This is a genomic window from Geodermatophilus marinus, from assembly GCF_003428645.1.
In the GTDB taxonomy this organism is placed as follows: Bacteria; Actinomycetota; Actinomycetes; order Mycobacteriales; family Geodermatophilaceae; genus Geodermatophilus.
Map to the genome: position 1 here is coordinate 41,580 of NZ_QVQH01000025.1, position 13,936 is coordinate 55,515.

Consider the following 13,936-nt stretch of genomic DNA (forward strand, 5'->3'; position numbering starts at 1 on the left):
CATGATCACGGACGGGGGCGGCGACCTGGGGCACGTCCGCACCGCCGCGCTGCACGCCGCCCGGGCGGTCGACCCCGACCGGCCGGTGGTGGCCTGCCTGCTCGAGCACAACGCCCGGTCGCGCGGCCGGGCCGAGCGGGCCGGCCTGACGCCGGTGTGGCGCGGCCCGGACGCCGGCAACCCCGATCCGGGCGCGGTGCGGCTGGTGTACGCCGACCGGCCGCTGGACGCGGAGACGCTGGGCCGGGTCGCGGCGCTCGCGTGACCCCGCTCGAGGCCGCGGCCGTGGCCGCGGCGGGCCTGGCCGCCGGCGCCATCAACGCCGTGGTCGGCTCCGGCACGCTGGTCACCTTCCCCGTCCTGCTCGCGGTCGGCCTGCCGCCGGTGACCGCGACGGTGAGCAACTCCCTCGGCCTGGTCCCGGGCAGCCTGACCGGTTCCCTCGGCTACCGGCGGGAGCTGGCCGGGCAGGGCGGCCTGGTGCTGCGCCTCCTGCCGGCCTCGGTGCTCGGCGCGCTGACCGGCGCGTTCCTGCTGCTGCACCTGCCGGCGTCGGCGTTCGAGGCGGTGGTGCCGGCGCTGGTGGGGCTGGCCGTGGTGCTGGTCGCCGTGCAACCGCTGGTGCAGCGGGCGCTGGCCCGGAGCCGGGCGGACGACGCGCCGCGGCCGCTGGGCCGCGGCCGGCTGCTCGCCCTGCTGGCCGGGGCCTACGCGACCGGCAGCTACGGCGGCTACTTCGCCGCCAGCCAGGGCGTGCTGCAGGTCGGCGTCTTCGGGCTGCTGGTGCGGGAGTCGCTGCAGCGGCTCAACGCGCTGAAGAACGTGCTCACCCTCACGGTCAACACCGTGGCGGCCGGCGCCTACGTGGTGGTGGCCACCGAGCGGGTGCACTGGGCGGCGGCCGGCCTCGTGGCGGCGGGCTCGCTGGCCGGCGGGTACCTCGGGGCCCGCTTCGGGCGCCGGCTGCCGTCCCCGGTGCTGCGGGCGGCGATCGTCGTCCTCGGCTGCGCGGCCGTCGCGGTGCTGCTCACCCGGTGAGCACAGGGGGGTCCGGGCGCTGCATGCTGTCGGCATGACGAGTCCGGCCGCCGAACGCTTCGACGACGCCCTCCGCACCGTCCCGCCCGAGCTCGCCCGGCCCGAGCTGCTGCCCTCCCGCCTGGCCCGCGCCGCCGCCGCCGCCCTGCCGGTCGACGGAGCGGGCCTGAGCCTGCACGTCGGTGCCCTGCGCACCCCGATCGGCGCCAGCGACGAGCTGATCGCGCACGCCGAGCGGCTGCAGTTCACCCTCGGCGACGGCCCGTGCCTGCGCGCGCACGACATGGGCGACACCGTCACTTTCGACCCCGAGGACATCGAGCACAACTGGCCCGAGCTGTGGGCGGCGCTGTCGCAGGCGACCCCGTTCCGCGCCGTCCTCTCGGTGTCGCTGCCGCCGCCGCTGGGCCCGCTCGTGGTGCTCGACCTCTACGCCCACGAGCCGGAGGGCCTGCAGCGGCTGGACCGCGAGGAGGTGCGCACCATCGCCACCGCCACCACGCAGGAGCTGGCGGTGGCCGTCCGCGGCCCCGACTTCCCGGACGACGGCAGCGGCTGGCTCGAGGGTCCCGACGCCCGCCGCCGGGCGCGGGTGTGGCAGGCCATGGGCCTCATCGGGGTCGCCTGCGACCTGGACGGGCCCGATGCGATCGCCACCATGCAGGCCGCCGCCCTGACCAGCGGCCGCGTGGTCGACGACATCGCCGAGGACATCGTCTCCGGCCGCCTCTCCCCGCAGGACCTCGCCGCGGCACCCGTGCCCGACGACGACCTGGGGTGACGCCCCTGGAGTTCGGCCTGCTCGTGCTGGCCGGGCTCGCCGCCGGCCTCACCGGGAGCATCGCCGGGCTCGCCTCGCTGGTCAGCTACCCGGCCCTGCTGGCGACCGGGCTGCCGCCGATCACCGCCAACGTGACCAACACCGTCGCCCTGGTGCTCAACAGCGTGGGGTCGGTGAGCGCCTCCCGCCCGGAGCTGACCGGCCAGGGACGGCGGCTGCTGCCGCTGGCCGCGGCCGCCGTCCTCGGCGGGGTCGCCGGCGCGGTGCTGCTGCTGCTCACCCCCGGCGAGGCGTTCGAGCGGATCGTGCCGTGGCTGATCGCGGCCGCGTCGGTGGCCATCCTGGTCCAGCGCCCGCCCCGGGACCTCGCCGCGGAGGGGGCCGCCGAGCAGGCCGCCCACCCGCACCGGGACCCGTGGTGGCTGCCGCTGGGCACCATGGCGATCGCGGTGTACGGCGGCTACTTCGGCGCCGCGGCCGGCGTGCTCATGCTGGCCATGTACCTGCTCAGCACCGGCGAGGGCCTGCCCCGGGGCAACGCGCTGAAGAACGCCGTCCTCGGGGTGGCCAACGCCGTGGCCGCGCTGGGCTACGTGCTCTTCACCTCGGTGGCCTGGGCTGCGGCGCTGCCGCTGGCCCTCGGCCTGTTCCTCGGCGGCCGGCTCGGCCCGGGCGTCGTGCGCAGGGCCCCGCAGACCGCGCTGCGTCGGGTGATCGCGCTGGCCGGGCTGGGCCTGGCCGTGCACCTCGCGGCACAGGCCTACACCTGACGCCGGTCGGCGCACCGGCGGGGGATCAGCTCACGTAGGCGGCCAGGAAGAGCACGAAGGCGGACGCGGCGAGCAGCAGCCGCGCCGGCGTCAGCCCGTTGAGCAGGCCGGCGGTGGCCTCCACCGACGCCGGGCGCACCGGGAGCTCGCGGGAGCGGCGCAGCAGCCGGACCTCGTCGGCCAGCAGCACGGTGGCCGCGCCGAGCAGGGACAGGCCCACCGTCACGAAGACCAGGGCCAGCCGCGCTGCGAAGCCCTCGGCGACCCCGGCCAGCAGCAGGACGACGACCAGGCCGGCCACCAGGCCGGCCAGCGCCCCGGCCACCGGCGCCCACGGCCCCATCCGGGTGAGCGGGCTCGGCCGACGCGGGCGGACCCGGGGCCGGCCGGTGACCGGCGCGGTCGGCTGGTGCCCCTCCGCGGGCGGGGCGGCGCCGGGCGGCGCGGCCTCGGGCGGCGCGGGCGTGCCGCGGGACCCGGAGGCGGCGGTGGCCCCGGCCGGGGACCCCTCCTCCGGAGCGGCGGGCGGCGCGCCGGCAGGTGAGGACCCTGCCGCCGACGGCCCGGCGGGCCTGGGCGCCGGGGGCGGCACGGAGGGCACCGGACCGGTGGCCTGCGGCGGGGCCGGCAGGGTCGCGGTCGGCGGCGGCCCCGGGGACGGCTGCGGGGAGGACGGCTCGGGCGTCGGCGACTCGGGCATCGCCGGCCACGCTAGGCGGCGGGACCGACGGTCCCGGGGACCTCCGCCCGGGGTGTCGGCATGTCGACCTGTCGACACGCCGGCCCTCCTGCAGGGTCCCGCCGCGGGCCTGCGAGTGGTGGGGGGCAGGAGGGCCCTCCCTCAGACCAGGCGGCGGCTGCCGGGGGCGACCACCCGCAACCAGCGGTACCCGTAGCCGTCGAGGGCCAGGTCGGCCCGCCCCTCGTCGTCCAGCTCCTCCTCGCCGGGCTGCAGCAGGTCCACCAGCCGGTGCTCCGTGCCGCAGTCGTCGAGCCGGACCGGCACGGTGACCGGCTCGGCACCGAGGTTGTGCACGGCCACCAGGGCGCCCTCGTCCCAGGTGCACCGGTGCGCCAGCACCTGGGCGTGCGGCTGCTCCAGGACGGAGTAGGCGCCCCAGCCCAGCTCCGGGGACTCCCGGTACCGGCGGATCAGCAGCTTCATGAACGACAGCAGCGAGTCCGGGTCGTGCCGCTGGTCGGCGACGTTGACGAACTCCGGCGCGAAGCCGCCGTCGACGACCGGGCCGGGCAGCGCGCCGGCGTCCTCGACGGTGGAGAAGCCGCCGTGGCGGCCCGAGGTCCACTGCATGGGCGTGCGGACGGCGAGCCGGCCGGACGCGTCGAGGTCCTCCCCCATGCCGATCTCCTCGCCGTAGAAGAGCACCGGCGTGCCCGGGAGCGAGAACAGCAGGCTGTAGACCAGGCGCACCCGCCGCGGGTCGCCGTCGAGCATCGGCGGCAGCCGGCGGCGCAGGCCGCGGCCGTAGACCTGCATGCGCTCCTCCGGCCCGAAGGCGGCGAAGACCTCCGCGCGCTCGTCGTCGGAGAGCTTGTCGAGGGTGAGCTCGTCGTGGTTGCGGACGAAGGTGGCCCACTGGCTGTCGGGGTTGACCGCCGGCCGCTCGGTGAGCGCCGTGGTCAGCGGGCCGGCGTCGGCGCGGGCCAGGGAGAGGTAGAGCGCCTGCATGCCGACGAAGTCGAAGAGCATGGTGAGTTCGTCGCCGTCGGCGCCGCCGAAGAAGTCGACCTGCTGCTCGTGCGGCAGGTTCACCTCGCCAAGCAGGATGCCGTCGCCGGTGCGGCGGCCGAGGAACCGGCGCAGCGCCCGCAGGTAGGCGTGCGGCTCCGGGAAGCGCTCGGCGTCGTCGGGCTGGGTCTCCAGGAAGAAGGGGACGGCGTCGACGCGGAAGCCCGACAGCCCGAGCTGCAGCCAGAAGCCCATGATCTTGGCGATCTCGTCCCGGACGCGCGGGTTGGCCACGTTCAGGTCGGGCTGCTCCTTGTAGAAGCGGTGCAGGTACCACTCCCCCGTGGCCTCGTTCCGGGTCCAGGTGCTGTCCTCCTGGTCGGGGAAGACGACCTGGTCGGAGGTGTCCGGCGGCTCGTCGTCCCGCCACACGTACCAGTCGTGCAGCGGGTCGTCCTTGCTGCGGCGGGCCTGCTGGAACCACGGGTGCTGGATCGAGGTGTGGTTGACCACCAGGTCGGCGATCACCCGCATGCCCCGGTCGTTCGCCGTCCGGATGGCCTCGACCAGGTCGCCGTGGGTGCCCAGCCGCGGGTCGACGCCGTAGAAGTCGGTGATGTCGTAGCCGTCGTCGCGCTCGGCGGTCGGGTAGAAGGGCATCAGCCACAGGCAGGTCACGCCGAGGTCGGCGAGGTGGTCGATGCGCTGGGCGAGGCCGGCGAAGTCGCCGCAGCCGTCGCCGTTCCAGTCCAGGTAGGTCTCGACGTCCAGGCAGTAGACGACGGCCGTCTTCCACCACAGGTCGGCGGTGTCGGTGATCCGCACGGGTCGGCTCCCCTCAGTGCAGGACGGCGGGCTGCGGCGGCTGGTGCGGGCGCAGCGGCTCCTCCGGCCCGGGCGGGTCGATCGCCACCGCGGGCTCCGGCCGGGTGACGTCCAGCTGCGGGAGCACGCGGGCCCCGAAGGCGTCGAGGAAGGGCAGCTGCTCCTTGCCGACGTGGTGCAGGTAGACCTGGTCGAAGCCGAGCTGCACGTACTCGTCGATCCACGCGGCGTGCTGGTCGAGGTCGGCGGAGACGCGCACCGCCTGCCCGACCGCCTCGGGGGTCACGTGGGCGCTCGCCTGGTCGAAGGCCCGGGTGGTGTCGAGGTCCCAGCACAGCGGCGGCGGGAAGACGTTGCTGCGCCACTGGTCGAAGGCGACGGCGACCGCGCGGTCCGGGTCGGGGTCCCAGCAGACGTGCACCTGGATCGTGAGGGTGCCCTTGCCCCCGGCGTCCCGGTAGGCGTCGACCACCTCCCGCAGGGTCTCGTGCGGCTGGTTGATGGTGACCAGGCCGTCGGCCCACTCGGCGTGCCGGCGGGCGGTGCGCGCGGTGACCGCCGGGGCGATGAGGGCCGGCTGGCGCTCGGGGAGGGTCCAGATGCGGGCGCGGTCGACGGTCACCAGGCCCTCGTGGCTGACCTCCTCGCCGGCCAGCAGCGCGCGGATGACGTCGACGCACTCCCGCAGCCGGGCGTCCCGGAGGTCCTTGCGCGGCCACACGTGACCGGTGACGTGCTCGTTCATGGCTTCCCCGCTGCCGAGGGCCACCCAGAAGCGACCGGGGAACATGGCCCCGAGCGTGGCGACGGCCTGGGCGACGATCACCGGGTGGTAGCGCTGCCCGGGGGCGTTGACCGCACCGAACGGCAGGCCGGTGGTGGCCAGCGCGGCGCCGAGCCACGACCACGCGAACCCGGACTGCCCCTGCCGCTCGCTCCAGGGCTCGAGGTGGTCGGAGCACATCGCCGCGGTGAAGCCGACCTCCTCGGCGTGCTGGACCGCGCGCAGCAGCTCGGCGGGGTGCACCTGCTCGTGGGAGTTGTGGAACCCGATCACCGTCATGGGCGCCCCTCTACCCCCGGGACGGGCGCTCTACCTCCGCGTTCCGGCCCCGCCCGATCCGCAAGGGGCCGCGGCCACCCGGGACCGGCGTTCACCCGAGGAGGTCGGCGACCCGGCGGGGGTGGTTGGCCACGTCGAGGTGCTCCCCCGTCCCGTCGCCGGCCACCGGCCACCCGCGGCCCCGCGCCGCCGCCGCGTCCCCGTCGTAGGCCGGGGACAGGTGCACGTACCGGGCGCCGGCGTCCGGCCGGCCCGGCGGGACCGGCACGGGGACGTCGAAGAAGTCGACCGGCAGCTCGTGCCCCTCGGCCAGCACCGCGGCCCGCAGCCGCTCGTCGGGCAGCAGCCCGGTCATCGCGTCCGGCCCCCACCAGGTCGTCCAGTCGGCGATCCGGCCGTCCCGCACCAGGGGAGCCACCAGCCGCCGGACCTCCTCCGGCCACGTGCCGTCGGCCAGGACCGCGTCCAGCCACACCACCCGGCGGGCCCGCACGGCCGCGGCGACGGCGGGCAGCGTGATCCCCGCGCCCGAGAACCCGACCACCACCTCGGCGGGACCGGCCCGCGCCGCGCCGTCCACCCAGCGCCGCGGCCAGCCCTGCGCCGTCCGCACCGCACCGCGGAGGTCCGGCACCGCGACCGTCGCGCCGCGGGCGCGCAGCTCGTCGGCGAGCGGCCGCAGGACGGCCGGACCGAGCAGCGGCGGGTGGACCAGCAGCCAGGTGACCACGCGGGGAGTGTGCCCCGGCCCCGCCCGGCCGGGCAGCCCCCGCCCGCGGGGACGTCGCCGACACCACGCCCGCCCTCCGGTGTGCGCGCGGGCCGGGCTGGGGAGTATCGGGGCGTGATGCGCACCCCGACGACCGACGCATGGGGCGTCGACGCCACCTGGATCGACGCCGCGGACGAGGAGCAGGAGGTCGCCCCGGCCACCGTCGACCGGCTGCGGGAGGTGATCGGCGCCCCTCCGGAGGACCTGGAGGACCGTGCCCCGATCGTCGCCCGGCCCGGTGACGCGCTCGAGGTCGACCGGGCCGAGGTGGTGCTCGAGGACGGTTCCACCCGCCACGTCGACGGCGAGCTGCCGGAGGACTTCCCGCTCGGCTACCACCGGCTGCGCCCGGAGCACGGCCCGGAGCGGCGGCTGATCGTCTCCCCCGGCCGGTGCTGGGAGCCCCCGGACGGCCGCGTCTGGGGCTGGGCGGTGCAGCTCTACGCCACCCGGAGCCGGGCCAGCCGGGGCATCGGCGACCTCGCCGACCTGCGGGCCGTCCGGGAGATGGCCCGGGAGCAGGGCGCCGGCTTCCTCATGGTCAACCCGCTGCACGGCGTGGCCCCGACGCCCGGCCAGGAGGCCAGCCCGTACCTGCCGGCCACCCGCCGGTTCCGCAACCCGCTGTACCTGCGGGTCGAGGAGGTGCCCGGCGCCGACGCGGTCGACCTCGACGAGGCGGCCGGGCGGGCGCTCAACGACGGCGAGCTCATCGACCGGGACGCGGTGTGGGCGCACAAGCGCACCGTCCTGCGGCGGGTCTTCGACGCCACCGGCCGCGACGACGCCGCCTTCCCCGAGTGGTGGTGGCACCAGGGGCAGCCGCTGCAGGACTGGGCGACCTGGTGCGCGCTGGTCGACGTCCACGGCGGTGACTGGCACGCCTGGCCCGAGGAGCTGCGCGACCCGCGCAGCGAGGCGGTCGGCCGGTTCGTGGCCGAGCACGAGCGGGACGTCGCCTTCCACGCCTGGCTGCAGTGGGCGGTGCACCGCCAGCTCGAGGCGGCCACGGCCGGCACCACGGTGGTGCAGGACCTGCCGATCGGGGTGGCCGGCGGCGGTGCGGACGCGTGGACCTGGCAGGACGTCCTGGCCCAGGGCGCGACGGTGGGTGCCCCGCCCGACGCGTTCAACGCCCAGGGCCAGGACTGGGGCTCCCCGCCGCTGGTGCCCTGGCGTCTGCGCCTGGCCGGCTACGAGCCGTTCGTCCAGTCGATCCGCGCCACCATGGCCGGCGCCGGCGGCCTGCGCATCGACCACGTCATGGGGCTGTTCCGGCTGTGGTGGGTGCCCGCCGGCGGCAGCGCCGCCGACGGGGCCTACGTGCGCTACCCGGCCGAGGACCTGCTCGACATCGTCGCGCTGGAGAGCCACCGGGCGCAGGCGGTCGTCGTCGGGGAGGACCTCGGCACGGTCGAGGAGGGCGTCCGCGAGGCCCTCGCCGAGCACGGGGTGCTCGGCTACCGGCTGCTCTGGTTCGAGGAGGAGGCCCCGGCCGGCTGGACGGCGGAGGCCATGGCGGCGGTCACCACGCACGACCTGCCCACCGTGGCCGGGCTCTGGACCGGCGCCGACCTCGAGGAGCAGCGCGCGCTGGGCACCGGCACCGACGAGGAGCTCGAGCAGGGGCGGGAGGCGCTGCTGGCCAAGCTGCCCGGGGTCCGGCGCAACGCCCGGCCCGAGACGGTGGTGCGGCGGGCCCACGAGCTGCTCGCCCAGGCGCCCTGCCGGATGCTGACGGCGACCCTGGAGGACGCCCTGGCCGGGCGCCGCCGGCCGAACCTCCCGGGCACGACGGAGCGGCCGAACTGGTCGCTGCCGCTGCCGGTGCCCCTGGAGGACCTGCCCGGGCACGACCTGGTGCAGACCGTGGCCCGCACCCTCGGGGACGCCGTCCGCGGCTCCTGACCCCGCGGGGTCGAACACGCGTTCGGATCCGTGCGACACTCCGGCCGTGGCTGGCGGCATGCACCCGGGGCGGTCCGGGCGGTCCCTCGAGGAGCGCGCGGCCCGCTCCGGGGTCGCCCCACCCCCCGCGCACCCACCGCCGCCGGCGCGCGGGGCGGGGACGGCGCAGCCGCGCGGCCGGCACTGCTGGGTGCACGACCCACCCGGCGCCCCCGGCGTGTGGCCCGGTCTCCTGGTCGAGTGGCGGCAGGCGGCGCGCGGCTGGCACGGCCGGGTGGCCTACGCCGTCGCGGGGCCGCACGGGCCGGTGCTCGTCGAGGCCTGGGTGCCGGCGGCGCTGCTGGAGCAGCGGTGAGCAGCCCGACGGGGCCACGCCGGTTACGCCCTCCCGGCGCTGGCTATGGCCGGGGGGGACAGCAGACCGTCCCGACGAAGCGGAGACCAGCCGTGAGCGAACCCGACCGCCCCACCCTCGACGACGTCATGGACACCACCGAGTCCGCGCCGCGCGACCGCCAGCAGCACGCCGGCGGCTACGACCGGCCCAGCGACGACGCGCTGCAGCACCGCACCGAGCAGGAGCGCCAGGCGGTGGGCTCCGACGACGCGGACCCGACCGGCGCCGAGGAGCACCAGGCCACCGACTGAGCAGGACCCCGTCCCCACCCCTCGCGGGCTGGCGGCGGGCCCGGCGAGGGCGGCCGGCGTCGTCCGGCTGCCCGAGGACGCCGGCCTGGGACCATGGCCGGTGTGAGTGCATCCCGCTACCGCTGGGGCGCGGCCGCCTGGCTGCTGACGCTGCAGTTCTTCGTCGTCGAGACGGTGGTGCAGCTGCAGCTGGAGCTCCCCTACTCCCGCGCCGACGACCTCGTCAGCACGCTGGGCTCGGGCCTGTCCCCCGCCGCCTGGCTGATGAACGCCTCGTTCGTGCTGCAGGGCGTGCTGATCGGCGCGGGGACGCTGCTGCTGCGGCCCCTCCTCCTCGGTGCCGGGGGCCGCATCGCACCGGCGTTCCTCGCCGCGGCCGCGGTCGGGGTGGCGGTGGTCGGTCTCGTCCCGCAGGACGGCCAGGCGGCGGTGCACGAGGCCGGCGCCGGGCTGTACCTCGTCGGCGGCGCGCTGGCCCTGCTCGCGCTCGCCTACGCCGTCCGCCCCCGCTCCGAGGCGCTCGGCACCGCGCTGGCGGTGCTCGGCCTGCTGGGCGCGGCCGCGACCGTGTTCTTCGTCGCCGGAGTCGTGGCGCTGCTCGGGGAGGGCGGCACCGAGCGGGTCGCGGCCTACGTGCTGCCGGTGGGCCTGGCGCTCACCGGCGCCCTGCTGCCGCGGCTGCGGGAGCGCCGGCGTCCGCAGGGCCCGGGCCGCCGCGATCGGCGGGCCCAGGAGCGGGCGGCGGCGGCCGAGCGGGCCCGCGAGCGCGACGCCGCCCTGGAGGCGGCCGCCGGCCGGGACGCCGACGTGGAGGCGGCCGCCGGCCGGCGGCCGGCACCGGGCACGGCGACCGGGAGCACGGCCACCGGGGACACGGCCGACGAGGACGACTTCGACCCCGAGGACCCCTGGGCCCAGCCGCGGCGCCGGTGAGCGCCCGGAGGGCTCAGGCCGGGGTGAACCGGAGGACGTCGGCCACCGGCCGGCGGCCGGCGTGGACCTGGCCCGGCACCGAGGGGTACCCCAGGCGCAGCAGCATCTGCGGGTAGCCCACCAGCGAGAGCCGGCTGCGCAGCCGGGTGCGGGTGGCCGGCCAGTCCAGCGCCTGGGTCAGCGGCGAGGCGGCGACCCCCTCGACCGTGGCCCGTAGCAGCAACCGGCCGAGGGCCCGGCCGGCGAGCAGCCAGGCGGTGCGGTCGTCGCCGTCCGTGCCCAGCAGCACGACCGTCGGGCGCTCGACCTCCGGCGGCGGCGCGGCGGGGTCCCCCTCGGGCAGGAAGGTCTCGTGCACCCCGCGGGTGCCGACCACGAAGTCGCGGATCAGCCAGTTGGACGGCCGCGTGGCGGGGTCCTCGCTGGGCACCGTCTCGACCGGCACGCCGTCCTCGGCCGCCGCGTCGGTGCGCAGCCAGCGCTGCAGCTCGGCGACGTACTCGGGGTCGCCCTGCTCGACCTCCTCGGCGCGCGAGAGCAGGAAGACGGTGGCGACCTCCTCCTCCGACCGGTCGATCGGCTTGACCCACACGCCGAGCCCGCCGGCCTCGGCCTGCACCCGGTCCAGCAGCGCCCCCGGGAGCGCCCGCGGCAGGAACGGCGCCCGGTCGGTGTGCCGCTGCTCGATCGCGGCGAGCAGGGCGCGGTCCTCCTCGGTCGCCTCGCGCTCCCCGGTGACCCGGACGGTGGCCAGGTGGTCGGAGCGCTCACCGGCGGGGACCAGCTCCACCTCGGTGGCCCGGCCCGCCGCGGCCAGGGCGACCGCGGCGAACTCGACCGCCACGCCGCAGCTGATCACCTGCTGGCGGGACGTGGGGTCGAGCACCGGCAGCGCCCGCTCGCGGTCGAGGTGCACGTCCAGCCGGTCGGGGCCGGCGGTGAACCGCCAGGGCTGCGTGTTGTGGATCGAGGGTGCGCGGATGGCCGAGGCCACCACCGCCGTCCAGCCCTGCTCGTCCATCTCGCCCGACCTCCGTGACCTCGCCCCCGCGCGGCCCGCGCGGCGGTTCCGCTCCCCTGCCTACCCCATCGGCGGCGCGGGCTGCACGTGCGGCCCGCGCTGCGCCACGATGGGCCCATGACCGACGCCGCCCTGGAGGCGATCCCCGCCGAGGAGTGCTACCGGTTGCTGGCCACCCAGGAGATCGGCCGGCTCGGGGTCAACGCCGAGCACCACCCGCTGATCTTCCCGGTCAACTTCGCCATGGACGGGACCACGATCGTCATCCGCACCCGGGTGGGCACCAAGCTCGCCGCGGCGGAGCACGCCAACGTCACCTTCGAGGTCGACGAGGTGGACCGGAGCACCCGCTCCGGGTGGAGCGTGCTGGTGCGGGGCGTGGCGGAGGTGGTGGGCGAGGAGCACCGCGCCGAGCTGGTCGCCCGCACCCACGGCACGGGCGTCGAGCCGTGGGCGCCCGGGGACACCGGGCACTGGCTGCGGCTCGTGCCGCACGACATCTCCGGCCGGCGGATCGTGCCCGGCGAGCTGCCCCCGGCGGTGGACCCGCGCGCGTACCTCTGAGGTGCCCGCGGTGCGGGCGACCGGTCCTCGACGAGCGCCGACATCCCGCAGCGGCTCCCCCGTGTCAAGGGCACCCCGGCCCCCGTCGACCCCCGCACGCGCCTGGGAGGCTCCCCCTGCGTCTGCGACCATCGCGGCATGAGCGCTCCCGCACCCTCCGGCCGGTCCCCCCGCGTCCTCGTCGGGTACGACGGTTCCCGCAGCGCGGTCAACGCCGTCGAGGCCGCCGCGCAGCTGCTGCCCGCCGCCGACGCGACGGTCCTGCACCTGTGGGAACCGCCCTTCGCCTCCCCGGAGCTGCGCGCCCGGCTCGCCGGCCGGGCCCGCGGCCTCGAGGAGCTCGGCCGGCTGCTGGAGACCGAGGGCCGGGCCGAGGCCGAGCGCCTGGTCGGCAACGGCGTCGCCCTGGCCCGCGCGGCCGGCTGGGACGCCGAGCCGCTGGTGCGGCGCACCTTCGGCGGCGACGGCTACCAGTTCGCCCGGACCGCGGAGGAGCTGGGCGCCGACCTGGTCGTCGTGGGCTCCCGCGGGCTCGGCGGCGTGCGCGCCGCGCTGGGGAGCGTCTCCGAGCTCGTCGTGCAGGTCAGCCCCGTGCCGGTGCTCGTCGTCCCCCGCCCCCTGACCACCGCCGAGTGGACGGCCGCCGCCGAGGGACCGGTGCTGGTCGGCACCGACGGCTCCCCCGGCGCCGAGCGGGCGGCCGCGGCGGTCCGCGCCCTGCTGCCCGACCGGGAGCACCTGCTGGTCACGGTCACCGGGGGCGACGGTGTCCCCGAGGAGGGCGCCGGGGACCCGGGGGTCCTCCGGGTGCGCTGCTCGGGCCGGGCGGGCAGCGCCCGCGGCACCGCGGCCACGCTGGCCGAGACCGCCGCCGCCCGCAGGGCCGCGGTGGTCGTGGTCGGCAGCCGCGGCCACTCGGCCAGCCACGAGCTCCTGGTGGGCAGCGTGCCGACCGCGCTGCTGCACTGCGCGCACCGGCCGGTGCTCGTCGTCCCGTCCTCGCCGGTGCCGGGCGCGCCGGCCTGACGCCCCGGCCGGCCCGCCGGTGACCGGCGTCGCGGTCGTCCCGGCGTCGAGGGGCCGCGCGTCGAGGGGCCGCGCGTCGAGGGGCCGCTCGGCGGGTCAGCCGGCGAGGTGCTCGGCGTACGTGCGCCGGCCCCGCGCACCGCCGGTCGGCAGCGCACCGCCGTCCCGGAAGGCCGTCGACAGCCGGCCGGGCACCGGGGTGGCCACCACGTGCACGCCGGGTTCCCGGGCGGCCGCCCAGGCCCGCGCCATCTCCGCCGCGGTGAGCACCTCCGGGCCGGCGTACTCGACGACGTCCCCCGCCGGCCCGGCCGCGGCCACCTCGGCGGTGTGCGCGGCCGCCTCGCCGACGTCGACCGGCTGGGCCCGCCAACCCATGGGCACCGGCAGGACCGGCCCGCGGCGGGCGGTCTCGAGCAGCTGGTCGACGAAGTCGTGGAACTGGGTGATCCGCAGCAGGGTCACCGGCAGCCCGGAGGCGAGCAGCACCTGCTCGGTGGCGAACTTGGCCCGGTAGTAGCCGTAGGGCACCCGGTCCACCCCGACGATGGAGACGTACACCAGGTGCCGCAGCCGCTCCCGGTCGGCCGCCTGCAGCAGCCGGCGGGTACCGGCGACGTCGGCCTGCCAGGCGTCGCGGGGGTCGCTGGCCGCGTGCACGACCACCTCGGCCCCGGCCAGCGCCTGCGGCAGGTCCCGGTCGCCGGTCAGGTCGCCGCGCACGCCGCCCGGCCCGGCCCCGCGCCGCGACATGCGCCGCACCCGGTCCCCGCGGGCCTCCAGCAGCTCGGCCACCCGCCGGCCGAGGCGGCCGGTACCCCCTGTCACCAGAACGTCCATGGGTGCAGTCTGGCCGGACCGGTCCGTCCTCGGCACGCGGACGGCGCGGCGCGGACC

General features: G+C 77.6%; 16 protein-coding genes. 10 read left to right on the top strand and 6 right to left on the bottom strand.

What is annotated here, in order from left to right:
• The first annotated feature begins 1 nt into the window (after nt 1).
• From D0Z06_RS20505 to D0Z06_RS20520, 4 genes are read left to right on the top strand one after another with little or no spacing between them, the layout of a single operon-like run.
• Entirely contained in the window at nt 2–265 is a 264-nt protein-coding gene (locus tag D0Z06_RS20505; protein ID WP_199522443.1) for a hypothetical protein, read from the top strand.
• Nucleotides 262–1,038, top strand: coding sequence for a sulfite exporter TauE/SafE family protein (locus tag D0Z06_RS20510; protein ID WP_117379397.1), 777 nt, complete (start codon nt 262–264; stop codon nt 1,036–1,038). The genes D0Z06_RS20505 and D0Z06_RS20510 overlap by 4 nt, the downstream gene beginning before the upstream one ends.
• A 34-nt stretch (nt 1,039–1,072) precedes the next feature.
• On the top strand, nt 1,073–1,819 hold the full coding sequence (locus tag D0Z06_RS20515) for a hypothetical protein (RefSeq protein ID WP_117379398.1): 747 nt from the start codon (nt 1,073–1,075) through the stop codon (nt 1,817–1,819).
• Nucleotides 1,816–2,589, top strand: coding sequence for a sulfite exporter TauE/SafE family protein (locus D0Z06_RS20520; protein ID WP_117379399.1), 774 nt, complete (start codon nt 1,816–1,818; stop codon nt 2,587–2,589). Before D0Z06_RS20515 ends, D0Z06_RS20520 begins: the two co-directional genes overlap by 4 nt.
• A 25-nt stretch (nt 2,590–2,614) precedes the next feature.
• Here D0Z06_RS20520 and D0Z06_RS26515 read toward each other — a convergent pair whose 3' ends face one another.
• From D0Z06_RS26515 to D0Z06_RS20540, 4 genes are all read right to left on the bottom strand, one after another.
• Entirely contained in the window at nt 2,615–2,932 is a 318-nt protein-coding gene (locus D0Z06_RS26515) for a hypothetical protein (protein WP_233517846.1), read from the bottom strand.
• A 498-nt stretch (nt 2,933–3,430) separates the two neighbouring features.
• Complete coding sequence (locus D0Z06_RS20530) at nt 3,431–5,104, bottom strand: alpha-amylase family protein (RefSeq protein ID WP_117379400.1); 1,674 nt, start codon at nt 5,102–5,104, stop codon at nt 3,431–3,433.
• Between the two features lie 13 nt (nt 5,105–5,117).
• Complete coding sequence (locus D0Z06_RS20535) at nt 5,118–6,167, bottom strand: TIGR03885 family FMN-dependent LLM class oxidoreductase (RefSeq protein WP_117379401.1); 1,050 nt, start codon at nt 6,165–6,167, stop codon at nt 5,118–5,120.
• Between the two features lie 91 nt (nt 6,168–6,258).
• Nucleotides 6,259–6,897 carry a hypothetical protein gene (locus D0Z06_RS20540; RefSeq protein ID WP_117379402.1) on the bottom strand — a complete coding sequence of 213 codons (639 nt, stop codon included), beginning with the start codon at nt 6,895–6,897 and terminating at the stop codon, nt 6,259–6,261.
• A 117-nt stretch (nt 6,898–7,014) separates the two neighbouring features.
• On the opposite strand from D0Z06_RS20540, the gene malQ reads away from it, so the two are divergent.
• From malQ to D0Z06_RS20560, 4 genes are all read left to right on the top strand, one after another.
• Nucleotides 7,015–8,847 (top strand): 4-alpha-glucanotransferase, encoded by a 1,833-nt coding sequence (gene malQ, locus D0Z06_RS20545; RefSeq protein ID WP_233517852.1) that lies wholly within the window; start codon nt 7,015–7,017, stop codon nt 8,845–8,847.
• Nucleotides 8,848–8,893: 46 nt separating this feature from the next.
• Nucleotides 8,894–9,202, top strand: a complete 309-nt coding sequence (locus D0Z06_RS20550; RefSeq protein ID WP_233517847.1) for a hypothetical protein — start codon at nt 8,894–8,896, stop codon at nt 9,200–9,202.
• 92 nt (nt 9,203–9,294) lie between these two features.
• The gene (locus D0Z06_RS20555) at nt 9,295–9,495 is read left to right on the top strand and encodes a hypothetical protein (protein ID WP_117379405.1); all 201 of its coding nucleotides are present in this window, start codon (nt 9,295–9,297) and stop codon (nt 9,493–9,495) included.
• A gap of 93 nt (nt 9,496–9,588) precedes the next feature.
• The gene (locus tag D0Z06_RS20560; protein WP_117379406.1) at nt 9,589–10,428 is read left to right on the top strand and encodes a DUF998 domain-containing protein; all 840 of its coding nucleotides are present in this window, start codon (nt 9,589–9,591) and stop codon (nt 10,426–10,428) included.
• Nucleotides 10,429–10,441: 13 nt separating this feature from the next.
• Here D0Z06_RS20560 and D0Z06_RS20565 read toward each other — a convergent pair whose 3' ends face one another.
• Nucleotides 10,442–11,449 carry an Acg family FMN-binding oxidoreductase gene (locus D0Z06_RS20565; RefSeq protein ID WP_117379407.1) on the bottom strand — a complete coding sequence of 336 codons (1,008 nt, stop codon included), beginning with the start codon at nt 11,447–11,449 and terminating at the stop codon, nt 10,442–10,444.
• 117 nt (nt 11,450–11,566) lie between these two features.
• On the opposite strand from D0Z06_RS20565, the gene D0Z06_RS20570 reads away from it, so the two are divergent.
• Both D0Z06_RS20570 and D0Z06_RS20575 read left to right on the top strand, forming a co-directional pair.
• Entirely contained in the window at nt 11,567–12,013 is a 447-nt protein-coding gene (locus D0Z06_RS20570; RefSeq protein WP_117379408.1) for a pyridoxamine 5'-phosphate oxidase family protein, read from the top strand.
• Between the two features lie 138 nt (nt 12,014–12,151).
• On the top strand, nt 12,152–13,039 hold the full coding sequence (locus D0Z06_RS20575; protein WP_117379409.1) for a universal stress protein: 888 nt from the start codon (nt 12,152–12,154) through the stop codon (nt 13,037–13,039).
• Nucleotides 13,040–13,135: 96 nt separating this feature from the next.
• Here the strand turns inward: D0Z06_RS20575 and D0Z06_RS20580 are convergent, their stop codons facing one another.
• Complete coding sequence (locus D0Z06_RS20580; protein ID WP_117379410.1) at nt 13,136–13,879, bottom strand: SDR family oxidoreductase; 744 nt, start codon at nt 13,877–13,879, stop codon at nt 13,136–13,138.
• Between the last annotated feature and the right edge of the window lie 57 nt (nt 13,880–13,936).

What these genes read in the sequence shown, in the direction of transcription:
- D0Z06_RS20570 (WP_117379408.1), top strand. Translation starts at nt 11,567, where the DNA reads ATGACCGACGCCGCCCTGGAGGCGATCCCCGCCGAGGAGTGCTACCGG.
- D0Z06_RS20515 (WP_117379398.1), top strand. Translation starts at nt 1,073, where the DNA reads ATGACGAGTCCGGCCGCCGAACGCTTCGACGACGCCCTCCGCACCGTC.
- D0Z06_RS20560 (WP_117379406.1), top strand. Translation starts at nt 9,589, where the DNA reads ATGGCCGGTGTGAGTGCATCCCGCTACCGCTGGGGCGCGGCCGCCTGG.
- D0Z06_RS20580 (WP_117379410.1), bottom strand. Translation starts at nt 13,879, where the DNA reads ATGGACGTTCTGGTGACAGGGGGTACCGGCCGCCTCGGCCGGCGGGTG.
- D0Z06_RS26515 (WP_233517846.1), bottom strand. Translation starts at nt 2,932, where the DNA reads ATGGGGCCGTGGGCGCCGGTGGCCGGGGCGCTGGCCGGCCTGGTGGCC.
- D0Z06_RS20565 (WP_117379407.1), bottom strand. Translation starts at nt 11,449, where the DNA reads ATGGACGAGCAGGGCTGGACGGCGGTGGTGGCCTCGGCCATCCGCGCA.
- D0Z06_RS20575 (WP_117379409.1), top strand. Translation starts at nt 12,152, where the DNA reads ATGAGCGCTCCCGCACCCTCCGGCCGGTCCCCCCGCGTCCTCGTCGGG.
- D0Z06_RS20535 (WP_117379401.1), bottom strand. Translation starts at nt 6,167, where the DNA reads ATGACGGTGATCGGGTTCCACAACTCCCACGAGCAGGTGCACCCCGCC.
- malQ (WP_233517852.1), top strand. Translation starts at nt 7,015, where the DNA reads ATGCGCACCCCGACGACCGACGCATGGGGCGTCGACGCCACCTGGATC.
- D0Z06_RS20505 (WP_199522443.1), top strand. Translation starts at nt 2, where the DNA reads ATGATCACGGACGGGGGCGGCGACCTGGGGCACGTCCGCACCGCCGCG.